Here is a 12,601-nt window from a genome sequence, read left to right as displayed (position 1 = left end):
CCTCACCGGCATCGATCGCGGCGGCAGCGTTCTGCGGCCGGGCGTGGCGTATCGCTGGTCAACCGCTGGCGACGATCGCGCAAGGGTTCGTAGCAGCAGGTGAACGCAAGAGGTTCGCAGCGGCGGCAGACCGCGGTCCGGATGCCCGTTTGGTAACATCCGGCAACATGGCTGGGCTTCGTCGTACTAAACGTAAACTCCTATTGAGATGGTAGGATATATACCGCTTCTTTGGCGCGCCGCTTCCGCAAGGCAGCGTCGGTGAAACGGGTGACGGGGGACCAATGCGATTTGACGTGCGATCCAGGCTGCTGGCAACAGTGGCCTTTGCCTTGATGCCGTCTCCATTGCTGGCGCAGACCGCCCTGGACGATGCCCAGCCGACCGTCGACAATCCGGCGCCGGCCTCGTCACCCGACGACATCGTCGTGACCGCGCTGCGGCGGTCGTCGACGGTGCAGACCACGCCGATCGCAATCTCGGCGATCGGCGCGGAGCAGTTGCAGAAGCTCGGTGCGACCACGATCGCGGACATCATCCGCCAGGTGCCGGGCCTGCAGCTCACCGAAAGCGATTCCGGCCGCACCCGCGTGTCGATCCGCGGCATTCAGGGCGCCGGCGAGAACACGGTGGGCCTCTATTATGGCGAGACGCCGCTGATCGGCCCTTCAGGCACCACCTCCGATCCCGCCGGCAACACGCCCAACCTCAACCTGTTCGATGTCCAACGCGTCGAGGTGCTGCGCGGACCGCAAGGCACGCTCTACGGTTCGGGGTCGATGGGCGGCACGCTGCGGGTGTTGTTCAACCAGCCCGACCCCAGCAAATATGAAGGCGCGGTGGAATTCCAGGCGAGCGACACCCAGAACGGCGCCGTCGGCTTCTTCGCCAAGGGCGCGCTCAACGTGCCGATCATCGCCGACAAGCTCGCGCTGCGCGTGGTTGGCTACAGCGAGCGGCAGGGCGGCTATATCGATTATACCGTGCTCGACCGGAAGAACGCCAACCGCGCCACCCAGCAGGGCGGCCGCGCGATGCTAGGCTTCACCCCGAGCGATGCGGTGTCGATCACCGCCACCGCGATCTACCAGAAGCAGGATATCGACGGCACCTCGCAATATAGCTCGGTGCTGGGGCCCTTCCTGGCGGACTTCCAGATCTTCCAGCCGTGGCATGACAAGCTGCAGCTTTACAACGGCGTCGGCCGCTTCAATCTCGGCTTCGCGACGCTGACCACCAGCGCCTCCTGGTATCGCTGGGACGTCGAGAGCACCAACGACAATAACGCCGCCTTCGCCAGCGTCGTCTCCGGCGCCAAATGGTGCCCCTTGTACACCAGCGTCGCGCTCGGCGTGCCCACCACCACCTGCACCGCCGCCCAGCGCGCGGTGTACCAGACCTACGCGCGCTCCAAGGCGCCGTTCGGTGCCTATCAACCACGCTATGCGCGCAACTTCATCCAGGAAGCGCGGCTCGGCTCGAACGGCGACGGTGCGCTGCGCTACACGGTCGGCGTGTTCCATGAGAACCGGTTCGACCGCGTCGACACGCTGCCCTTCGCCGGTGATCCGGCAACCGGCGGCCAGCGCGATCCGGTCGACAATCTCGGCGGGCGCGACGTGCTGACCAGCGTCAAGCAGACCGCCTTCTTCGGCGAGGTCGGTTACCGGCTGCTCTCGCCGCTCACCCTCACCGTCGGGCTGCGTCACTACGACTATACCAAGACGGTCGGTGGCGAATATTTCGGCTATAACTTCACCAACGGACAGGAGCCGCGCGCCTATCAGGAGACCAGCGCCAACGCCAAAGGCTGGGTGAAGAAGTTCAACGCCGACCTTCGCGCGACGCGCAACATCCTGGTCTATGCCAACGCCGCACAGGGCTTCCGCCCCGGCGGCGCCAACAACATCCCGAACCTTCCCGCACAATATCTGGTCTATCGGCCGGATTCGCTGTGGAACTACGAGCTCGGCACCAAGACCTCGTGGTTCGATCGCAAGGCGACGCTGAACCTCGCCATCTACCGTACCGACTGGAGCCAGGTGCAGACCTCGGTATCGACGCTGCAGCAGGGCGGCGGCAATTTCAGCTTCATCTACAATCTTGCCGGCGTCCGCGTCGAAGGCGTCGAGCTGGAGGGCAGCGCGCGGCCGGCGCGCTACCTCAGCCTCAACGCAAGCTTCAACTACAACAAGGCGCGGCTGACCTCCGACCAGATCGATTCCACAGGCTTCGTCACCGCGCCCGGCCTGTCCGGCGACATCCTTCCCTACGTGCCGCGGACCACGGCGTCTGCGGGGATCGAATATAGCCCCCCCGTCACCGCTACGCTGACCGGGCTGGCGCGGTTCGACTGGACCTATACCGGCCCGATGAACACCGAGCTGCGCCCGACCAACGCCTTCTATCGTGAGATCGGCAATTTCAGCATCTTCAACGCCCGCGTCGGGGTGCAGGCGCCAGGCGATCTGGCCATCTCGCTGTTCGTGAACAACGTGTTCAACGAATATGGCCTCAATCGCGTCGCCTCCGCCACCGGCGCGCCGGACTATTATGTCAGCTCGCGCCCGCGCACTGTCGGCATCAACGTGCACAAGGGCTTTTGACGATCATCCCGCTTGTCCCGATCGCTTGCAACAGGAACACACAGCCATGACGCGCACCATGCTCACCCTGATGGCGACCACCGCCGTCCTCGCCCAGCCGCTCGCGGCCGCCGCGCAGCAACCGCCAACCCGGCCGGACCGCGTCGCCTTCCACGATCTCTACAAGGAACTGGTCGAGACCAACACGACCTCGTCGGTCGGCGATTGCACCAAGGCGGCGACGCAGATCGGCAATCGCCTGCGCCAGGCCGGGTTCAGCGATCGCGAGCTGACGCTCTACACCCCGCCCGAGCGCCCGCGCGACGGTGGCCTGGTGGTGAACTGGGCGGGATCGAGCCCGAGCGAGCCCGCCATGCTGCTGCTCGCCCACATCGATGTGGTCGAGGCAAACCGCGAGGATTGGGTACGCGATCCGTTCACGCTGGTTGAGGAGAGCGGTTATTTCTACGGCCGCGGCGCCAGCGACGACAAGGCGCAGGCGGCGATCTTTGCCGACACGCTGATCCGCTGGAAGCAGAGCGGCTTCAAGCCGAGGCGCACCGTCAAGCTGGCGCTGACCTGCGGCGAGGAGGGGACCAACGAGCGGGTGCTGAACGGCGCGGGCTGGCTGGTCGACAACCGCCCCGAGCTGATGAAGGCGGGCTTTGCCTTCAACGAGGGCGGCGGCGGCCGTACCGCGCCGGGCGGCGGCCCCGAGACGCTCGGCGTCCAGATCTCCCAGAAAAGCCCGCGCAACTTCGTGCTCGAAGTCACCAACCGCGGTGGCCACAGCTCGGCGCCGCAGCCGGACAACGCCATTTACCGGCTGGCCGCGGCGCTCACCAAGGTGAGCACGCTACAATTCCCGGTGCACCTCAACCCGGTGTCGCAGGCCTATCTCGTCCAGGCCGGCGCGATGCGCCATGACCCGGTCGGCGCTGCGATGGTCCGGCTCGGCAGGCAACCCGGCGATGCCGAGGCGGCCAAGCTGGTGGGCGCCGATCTCGGCCTCAACCCGCTGCTGCGCACCACCTGCGTCGCCACCCTGCTGTCCGGCGGGCACGCCGCCAATGCGCTGCCGCAGCGCGCCACCGCCTCGATCAACTGCCGTATCGCGCCCGGCGAGACCGCGGACCAGACCAGGGCGGCGCTCGAGCAGGTGATCGCCGATCCCGAGGTCAAGATCCTCCGCAGCAACATCCAGGAACGGCCGGTCACCGCGGTGCCGACGCTCGATCCGGCGATCATGAAGCCGATCGCGACGATCGGCGCCAAGCATTTCCCGGGCGTGCCGGTCATCCCCACCCAATCCGCCGGCGCGACCGACGCCACCTATCTCAGCAAGATCGGCATCCCGACCTATGGCATCCCCGGGCTGTGGAACGACCCGGCGACCGCAGGCACCCACGGGCTGAACGAGCGCATCTCGGCCGACGCTTTGTATCGCGGCCGCGACTATATCTACGATCTTACCAGCTATTTCGCCGCGCATTGATGTGGCGCCGGCCGTCCCCGTGCAGGGACGGCCGGGCTTCAGCGCGCGCTCAGCGCGCGGTAAGCGTCACCTGCGTCGCGGCGGTCGCGAGCGGCACGGTATAGCCGCCGCGCTCCAGGGTGGCGGTCGACGGCGCATAGGGCCGGCCGCCGGTCGTTGCCTCCACGAACAGGCGCGCGGCCGGCGTGGTCGCGGTGGCGGGATCGAGCGTCAGCGTCACCGCGCCGGTGGCGGGGGCGTAGCTGGCGGTGGCGATCTTGCCGGCCTCCAGCGTGATCCACAGGCCTGCGGGAGCGATGAACAGCCGGCTGCGGGCGCCGTCCCTGGGGGCGATGCTGATCGTGCCGCCTGCTTGCGCGACATTGCCGCCGAAGCCGAGCCAGCCGAAGGTCGCGTCGTTGACGAGATAGGTCGCGCTGGCGACGGCATGACCATAGAAGCCCATGCCATAGTCGCCGCTGTACGGATCCCATCTCATCATGTCCGGCGCCGAATGGAAGGCGGCGGACGAGAAGCCCTGCTGGTCGATGTTGGTGACGCCGCCCATCATCCCGCCATAAGCGATGCGCAGCGTGCGCAGCTCGGCGGGGTTGGCGCGATAGGCGTCGAACAGCGGCACCGCGTTGAGCGTCGAGCCGTAATGGTGGATCTGGCGCTCGATGCGCGGATATTTGCCGCCGTACAAGAAGTCCCAATAGCGGCGCGCATTGCCGTTATAGCCCCAGCTCGGGATCGCGGGATCGTAGGCGAGGATCACCTGCTTCGTCTCGTCGGCCTGCGGCTGATAGCCGAAATAGCGCATCCACGCGTAGACCTCGGGCTGGCCGGTTGAATCCCACGCCATCTCGCTGCCGAACGGATAGGTGAGGGTGCGCCAGTGATCGGCGCGGCCCTTCATCAGCCGTTCCATTTTGGTCGCCTGCGCGGTGAGCCCCTCGCGCTTCAGATCCTTGAGGATGTCGACGAACACGTCGCCCTCCATCAGCCCGAACTGCGTGTAATAAGGCGCATCGCGCATCATCGCCACGGTGGTCTGATAGGCATGGTCGAGATACCAGCGCCACGGGTGCGCGGTGACCATCCCCGGGTGGTTGCGGGCGACGCGGTACAGCACCCAATGGCCGATCGCGACATGGGGGTAGTTGTAGGCGCGGCCGAGGTCGCCGGCGTCCTTCTTCGACCAGGAGGTCCAGCTCTTCCAGTTGACGCTGGGGTCGTAATAATCGGGGTGCGCGGCGGGATCGTAATAGAAGATGCTCTTGCGCACCGCGCCGGCATGCTCGCCGTCGGGCACCTGGAGACGGCCCTCCACCGTCTCGTCGACCAGCCGCTGCAGCTTGGCGAGCTCGGCCGCATCGGGATTGTCGAGCTGCTTGACCATCGCCGCCACCCAGCTGCCGCCGCCGCCCTCGTCGCTCATCCCCGAAATCCACACGCGGGGATCCTGGGTGACGATCTTGTTCGCCTCGCGATCATAGGTGAGGATCGCCGGGTTGCGCCCGAACGGGTCCTTCTTGTCCTCATACCATTGCTGCGTGGTCGCGAACCGGCCGAGATCGGCCATCGTCTGGTCGAGCGGCTTGGTGATGAAATAGCTCACCGTCTGGACGCTGCCGTCGGCATAGGTGATCGCGAGGCTGGCGCGGCCCCAGCCGCTAGCGCGCACCGCATAGCGCGACCAGCCGCTGGCGCCCGCAACCTTGGTCGCGGTCAGCGCGCCGGCGGGAAGGCTTTCCACCTTGGCGATCGCGCTCGGCGTCTTGAGGAACAGCGACGCGTTCTGGTCGGTCGGCACCACATAGCCGGGGATGCCGACCGCGACGGGGCGCTTGTTGGCGACCAGCGTGTCCTCGATCTGCGCGATCGACGGCGACGTCACGAAGCGCACGCCGACGGTGCGGCTTGCGCCTGGCGCCAGGGTGAAGCTGGTCGGGGTGTTCCATTGCTCGCCGGCCTTGGCCCATTCCTTGTCGGCGAAGCCTGCGCTGGCGACGGTCCAGTCGTAGAATCCCTCGGAGGTCTGGCCGCGCGGCGACTTGTCGGTGAAGATGTCGCCGTCGGGCGCGCCGCCGCGCCGCCCGGCGCGCGCCTCCATGATCGGGCGATAGGCCTCGAGCGGCGTGTTCCGCTCGGGCAGCACCAGCAGTGCCGGTCCCTTGCCGTTGAGCCGCGCGACCTGGAGGTAGCCGGCGTCGCGGCCGATGTACGGATCGACGAAGCTCGCCTGGGCGTGCGCCTGTTCGAGATCGCGATCGGCAATGATGTTGTCGAACACCATCGGCAGGCCGAGGCCGCCGATCTCGACCGGCTGGCCGGTCGTGTTGGTCAGCGTGAAGCGCAAGGCGAGCACGCCATGGTCGTTCACCCAGCGCCGCTCGACCCTGATCGGGCTGCCCGCGCCGAGCGAGGCGGTGATGTCCGCCGCCGCGAGCACCGCGCCGGCCGCGGGTAGCCGGCGGATCGGCGCGCGCTGGTGCGCCGTGGCGAAGTCGGTCCAGGCGCCGCCGGCGGTGCGCAGCCGCAGGTTGATGTCGCCGATGTGGACATAGCCGTCGCCCGCCCGCTCGGGCTCGCGTGCGCCCGGCGTGAAGTCGAAGCCGGCATCGCCGAGCGGCGACAGTCGCGACAGCGTCTGGGTGTCGCTACGCAGCGCGAGGTCGAACGTCTTGGTGCGCAGCGGCGTCTGCTGGATCGGAGGATAGACCTTCTTGGCGGGCGGCTGCTCCTGCGCGCGCACGGGCATGGTCAGCATGGTGCCGGCAAGCAGCAGCGCCGCGGGGGCAAGGAAACGGGTCATGGTCGGGCTCACTTGGCGGGAGTGGCGGTTACCGCGGCGGTGGCCGTGGTAGCGGGCGGCGCGTCGCGCGGCGGTTCGGCGGGCGCGGTGGGGGAGGGCGAGAGCGGCAGCAGGGCCGGCGGTGCCTCGTCGAGCAGGTTGCGGGTGAAATAATCACGCAGCTTGCGCCAGAAGAACGGCTGGTAGACCGCGTGGGTGGTGTTGGGCAGCACCACGATGTCGACGTCGCGCTTGGCCTGGATCAACGCCTGGGCGAGCCGGAAGCTTTCGGTGACGGGGACATTGTCGTCCATGTCGCCGTGGATCAGCAGCAACTTGCCCTGGAGATTGGCGGCGACCGCCATGTTCGAATTGCGCGCCCAGGTCGCCTGGTCGGCAAAGCCCATCGACACCTCGGGCCACCACGCCTTGTCGAGCCGCAGGTCGTGGTTGCCCGACGATGCCACCGCGACCTTGAAGAAGCCGGGCCGGCGCAGGATGAAGCGCGCGGCGTCATAGCCGCCGGCCGAGCCGCCGAACACGCCGACGCGGGTCGCGTCCATATAGGGGTAGCGCGCCGCCATCTGGCGGATCATCGCGATGTGATCGTCGAGCCCGACTTCGCCGAGGTTCTGGTACGCCGGCAGGCGGAACGCCTGCCCCCGGCGCGAGGTGCCGCGGCCATCGATCATCACCACGATCGCGCCGATCTGCGCGACGCTGTTGCCGCCCGCCATCACCGCGCCGTCCCAGCTGGTGGGTACGTCGGTGGTGGTGGGGCCGGTGTAGACGTTGTCGATCACGGGGTAGCGCCGACTCGGATCGAAGTGCGCCGGGCGCAGGATCATGCCGTAGAGCGTGGTCTTGCCGTCGGCGGCGACGCCCTGGAACGGTTCGGGCGGGGTAAAACCCGTCGCCATCAGCGCCGACGGATCGGCATGCGCGAGCTCGGTGACGACATGGCCATCGCTCGCGGCGCGGATCACGGTCCGGGTCGGCACCGTCGGGCTCGACATCCGGTCGATGATCCAGCGGCCGTCGTCGGACACCTGGGTCTCGTGCTCGAGCGGCTCAGGCGTCAGCAGCACCGGCTGCGACCCGTCCAGCGTCACCCGGTAGAGCGCGCTATAATAAGGATTGCGATCACGCTCGCGGCCGACGCCGGTGATCAGCAGCGTCCGGCCATCCTCGGAGACATGGTCGACGGAGAGCACTTCCCAGTTGCCGCGGGTCAGCGGGATGCCGCCATCGGGATCGTCGGGGCGGACCAGATAGAGCTGCGCCCAGCCGCTGCGCTCGGAGATCGACAGCTCGCCGCCGAGCTGTGGTGCCGGGATCAGCGCGCTCGCCGTGACGGTGACCACCGGCTTCACCGCCTCGCGCGCGACGACGTGCGCGGCGCCGGTGTCGGGATCGGCGGCATAGACCACGACCTGCTTGTAGCCGCGCTCGGTCCAGCTCATCCGCGGCTTGCCGGCGACCCATTCCATGTCGGGATCGGCCGGATAGAGCAGGGACTCGCTCGGCACCTGCAACGGCACCAGCGTCGCCTTGCGCCGGCGCAGCGCCTGCTCGACGTCGATCGCCAGCCGCGTCGCCTGGGGGAGGGTGGCGGCGCCGGCGAGCGGGTAGATGTAGGAGAAGCTGCGCGGGTAGAAATCGCCCGGCGGATTCTCCTGCGTGACCGTCAGCGGATGCACGCCGCGGGTGTTGAGCCGCCAGGTGATGATCCGCCGGCTGTCGGGCGACCAGCGCACCGACACCGGCATCACCGGCACCTCGGTGCCCTGCTTGAGGATCTCGGGCAGTGGCGCGATGCCGCGGCCATAGGGCTGCTCGCGCGTGCCATCGGTGGTCAGCGCCACTTCGCGGCCGGTCTTCACCTCCACGGCGACCAGATTGAAGGCGCGAGCGAGAATGCTGAGACGACCATCGGGGGACAGCGAACCGGTACCATCCTCCTCGCCGGTCTTGGCTTCGGCAAGCGCGCCGCCGGCGTCGAGCGTCCAGCGCTTGCCGAGTGCGGCGAAGCTGAACACGGCCGTTGCGGGATCATAATCCGGACGATCAAGCCCGACGTGTTGGGGATCGACCAGCTTGGCCGTTGCCGCAGCGAGCAGTCGCGCGATCATCGTGTAGGTGGCGATCGGTCGGCGGCTGCCGGTCGCGGGATCGAGAAAGAAGATGGTCCGTTCGGCGGGCGTCTTGCGGATGAACAAGACGCCGCGGCCGCCGGCGACGAAGGTTGCGCCCGGATCGCGGTCGGCGATGAGCTTGTCCATGTCGTCGCGCAGGTAGCGGTCCGCCAGGGCATAGCGTTCGGTGATGCTCGGTGCGGGCGCAGGATCGGCGTGGGCAAGCGTCGGCAGCGGCAATGCCGCGACCAATGCCAGCACGGATGCCCGACGGAACCGCAATGAAAGTCGCCCGCTCATCATGTTCCCCCAAGGCCGCGAAGAACCTGCCCAGCGTCGAAGATGGCGTCAACTCAAAATTATACGGTATATTATTTGGTCATGACTGATCTATACGTTCCGGCCATCGCCAATGGGGAGTAGCGGGATGGTCACGAAGCGCTTCAGGCTGTTGGCCGCGGCCATGTCGATGCTGCCGGGCCACGCGCTTGCCCAGCTGCAACCGGCAGCCGAGCGCCTCCATGCGCCGGGCAATCCGATTCTCGCCGATGGTCGCTATTACTCGACCGATCCCGCCCCGGTCGTCATCGGCGACACGCTGTGGATCCTCGCCGGGCGCGACGAAGCAGGCCCCGACGTCAACGACTTCATCATGAACGAGTGGCAGCTGCTCGCCACCCGCGATCCTGCCTCCGGCGACTGGCTGCATTATCCCGCGATCGCGCGGCCCGAGGCGGTGTTCGCCTGGGCGGCGCCGGGGCGCGCCTATGCCGGCCAGATCGTGCCCGGCCCCGACGGCCGGCTCTATATGTACGCGCCGGTGCTGGAGAAGGACACCGACGCCAAGGACGGCTTCGCGATCGGCGTCGCGGTGGCGGACAGCCCGACCGGGCCGTGGCGAGACGCACACCCCGCCGGCCCCATTATCTCGCAGCGGGTGCCGGTCGCCAATGCCATCCAGAACATCGATCCGACGGTGATGATCGACGACGATGGCCGGGTGTACATCTATTGGGGCACGTTCGGGCAGCTGCGCGGGATGGAGCTTGCCCGCGACATGATCACGCCCAAGGGGCCGGAAGTGGCGATCGAGGGGCTGACCGGCTTCTTCGAGGCGCCGTGGATCATGAAGCGCAAGGGCAGCTATTACATGCTCTACGCGGGCAACCGCGCCGGCCCGCAGTCGGATTGCACGCCGGCCGTCTACCATGCCTGCATCGCCTACGGCACCGCGCCCTCGCCAATGGGGCCGTGGACCTATCGCGGCGTGGTGCTGAAGCCGGTGTCGTCGACCACCTCCCATTCCGGCGCGGTCGCGTTCAAGGGGCAATGGTATCTCGCCTACCACACCGCCGATGCGGTGGGCGGCGGCCACTTCCGGCGCAGCGTTGCGCTCGACAGGATGACCTTCGACGACAGCGTCAGCCCCGCCGCGATCCGCCCGGTGATCCCCACCCGGCGCCCGCAGCCGGTGCCGCCGCCGTCACGCAACCTCGCCCGCGCGGCAAGCGTCGCGGTGTCCAACGATCCGGTGCCGGTGCAATATTGGGCGACGTCGCTCAACGACGGCATCGTCAAGGCGGCGCCGCTGCCGCCGGACATGTGGGGCAGCTGGACGCCGCACAATCCGCCGCAGCAGTGGATTGAATATCGTTGGGACCGGCCGGTGACGCTTGATGGCGCGCGGATCTGGTTCTGGGCGGACCAGCCGGCGGGGTCGGCGATCGGCGTGGCGCCGCCGGCGCGCTGGCGCCTCGACTATTGGGACGGCGGGTGGAAACCTGTCCCCCGCTCCCGGGGCTTTGGCACCGCGGTCGGCAGCTTCCAGGCGGCGAGCTTCGCACCGGTGACGACCCGCTGCCTGCGCGCGGTGTTCGACGCTTCGGGCGTCGGCACCGATCATGCCGGGGTCGCGGTGCAGGAGTGGGAGGCGCTCGGCCCGCGGCCCCGGCCGGTGACGGTCCGCCCGGCCAGCGCTGCGCCCGCCCCGGCGTGCCGATAGCCAGCCTTCCATCCAGGAGTTCGTCATGCGCCTGTTGACCGCGATCATCGCCTGCCTGTGGGCGACCGTTGTCGCCACCCCGGCCGCCGCCCGCACCGCCTTCGACGGCATATGGGTGTTCGACTCGTCAGCGCCCAACCCGGGAGTGACCATGATGGAGGTGGAAAGCCACGGCGACGCGATCACTGGGCGGGTCACCACGCTCTGGTATGGCCCGGTCGAGATGGTCGGCGCCCATGTCGAGGGCAACAGGCTGCGCTTCACCGCGCGCAACATCAACGATCGCGAGCATCCCACCCGCGAATGGAGCGCGACGCTCGGCGCCAAGGGCGTGGCGCTGCGCGGGCAGATCTGGGAATCGATGGTCGCCGAGCATGGCCGGCGCGGCACCGCCGCCGACCGACGCGCGCGCGCCTTCCGCTTCGCCGTGCTGCCGCCGCTCGGTACGCTCGCGCCCGACGGGCAGGCGATGACGCCGCCGATGGGCTGGAGCAGCTGGAACAAGTTCGCCAATCGCATCGACGACGCCACCGTGCGCGCGATGGCCGATGCCATGGTCGCCACCGGCTTGCGGGACGCCGGCTATCGCTACGTCAACATCGACGACGGCTGGCAGGGCAACCGCGATGCCGCCGGCGTGCTCCACCCCAACGGCAAATTCCCCGACATGAAGGCGCTTGCGGATTACGTCCACGCGCGTGGGCTCAAGCTCGGGATCTACAGCTCGCCCGGGCCGCGCACCTGCGCGGGCTATCAAGGCAGCTATGGCCATGTCGCGCAGGACGCCCGGACGTTTGCCGCCTGGGGCGTCGACTATCTCAAATACGACCTGTGTTCGGGCGAATGGTTCTATGCCGATGCCGATACGGTGCAGCGCAGCTACCATGAGATGGGTGCGGCGCTGCGCGCCACCGGGCGGCCGATCATCTATTCCTTGTGCGAATATGGCCGGTTCGACGTCGCTGCCTGGGGGCGTTCGGTCGGCGGCCATCTGTGGCGCACCACCGGCGACATCACCGACACCTACAAGACGATGGCCGAGATCGGCTTCGATCGAAACCCCCGGTTCGGCCACGCCGGGCCCGGTGGCTGGAACGACCCCGACATGCTCGAGCTCGGCAACGGCGGCATGAGCATCGACGAATATACCACCCACATGACGCTGTGGGCGATGTCGGCGGCGCCGCTGATGATGGGCCACGACCTGCGCCAGACCGATGCGGCAACGCGCGCGTTGCTCCAGAACCGCGGCGTGATCGCGATCGACCAGGATGCACGTGGCATTCAGGGCCATGCGGTGCGCAGCGAGGGCGATGCCGTGATCTGGGCCAAGCCGCTCGCCGACGGCAGCGTTGCGCTCGCCGTGTTCAATCGCGGCGAACAGGCCGCGCGGGTTGCGCTGCAGCCCGCGGACGCGGGGCTCGCCCGCATCGGCCCACGCCACGATGTGTGGCGGGGGGCCGACCTGCCGCCCGGCCAGACCAGCGTCACCGTTCGGGCGCATGGCGCGGTGCTGCTGCGGGTGCGCGGCGCCTGACGGCGGTGGGAGCGCCATGGCGTTAACGCCAAGGCGTTTTCGTGCGCGGGGGGGGCACGCTGGCACGTGCA

The 12,601-nt window shown here is 68.3% G+C and carries 6 protein-coding genes; 4 read left to right on the top strand and 2 right to left on the bottom strand.

Annotation, left to right across the window (positions count from 1 at the left end; all coding sequences use genetic code 11):
• Positions 1–335: 335 nt before the first annotated feature.
• On the top strand, positions 336–2,606 hold the full coding sequence (locus tag OXR60_RS04005) for a TonB-dependent receptor (protein ID WP_267394293.1): 2,271 nt from the start codon (positions 336–338) through the stop codon (positions 2,604–2,606).
• A 46-nt stretch (positions 2,607–2,652) separates the two neighbouring features.
• Positions 2,653–4,080 carry a M20/M25/M40 family metallo-hydrolase gene (locus OXR60_RS04000; protein ID WP_267394292.1) on the top strand — a complete coding sequence of 476 codons (1,428 nt, stop codon included), beginning with the start codon at positions 2,653–2,655 and terminating at the stop codon, positions 4,078–4,080.
• Between the two features lie 49 nt (positions 4,081–4,129).
• On the opposite strand, the gene OXR60_RS03995 is transcribed toward OXR60_RS04000, so the two are convergent.
• The gene (locus OXR60_RS03995) at positions 4,130–6,877 is read right to left on the bottom strand and encodes a DUF5695 domain-containing protein (protein ID WP_267394291.1); all 2,748 of its coding nucleotides are present in this window, start codon (positions 6,875–6,877) and stop codon (positions 4,130–4,132) included.
• 8 nt (positions 6,878–6,885) lie between these two features.
• On the bottom strand, positions 6,886–9,252 hold the full coding sequence (locus OXR60_RS03990; protein ID WP_267394289.1) for a prolyl oligopeptidase family serine peptidase: 2,367 nt from the start codon (positions 9,250–9,252) through the stop codon (positions 6,886–6,888).
• A gap of 166 nt (positions 9,253–9,418) precedes the next feature.
• Between OXR60_RS03990 and OXR60_RS03985 the strand changes: the two genes are divergently transcribed.
• Entirely contained in the window at positions 9,419–10,993 is a 1,575-nt protein-coding gene (locus tag OXR60_RS03985) for a family 43 glycosylhydrolase (protein WP_267394287.1), read from the top strand.
• A 25-nt stretch (positions 10,994–11,018) separates the two neighbouring features.
• Positions 11,019–12,530, top strand: coding sequence for a glycoside hydrolase family 27 protein (locus OXR60_RS03980; RefSeq protein ID WP_267394285.1), 1,512 nt, complete (start codon positions 11,019–11,021; stop codon positions 12,528–12,530).
• Positions 12,531–12,601: the final 71 nt, after the last annotated feature.

Origin of the sequence: Sphingomonas sp. GC_Shp_5 (assembly GCF_026540855.1) — a bacterium.
GTDB lineage: Bacteria > Pseudomonadota > Alphaproteobacteria > Sphingomonadales > Sphingomonadaceae > Sphingomonas.
Note: the sequence above shows the minus strand (reverse complement) of the source record. Positions and strands in the feature narration are given on the sequence as shown.

Coding starts and splice junctions, on each gene's coding strand:
- OXR60_RS03985 (WP_267394287.1), top strand. CDS start 9,419: ATGGTCACGAAGCGCTTCAGGCTGTTGGCCGCGGCCATGTCGATGCTG.
- OXR60_RS04005 (WP_267394293.1), top strand. CDS start 336: ATGCCGTCTCCATTGCTGGCGCAGACCGCCCTGGACGATGCCCAGCCG.
- OXR60_RS03995 (WP_267394291.1), bottom strand. CDS start 6,877: ATGACCCGTTTCCTTGCCCCCGCGGCGCTGCTGCTTGCCGGCACCATG.
- OXR60_RS04000 (WP_267394292.1), top strand. CDS start 2,653: ATGACGCGCACCATGCTCACCCTGATGGCGACCACCGCCGTCCTCGCC.
- OXR60_RS03980 (WP_267394285.1), top strand. CDS start 11,019: ATGCGCCTGTTGACCGCGATCATCGCCTGCCTGTGGGCGACCGTTGTC.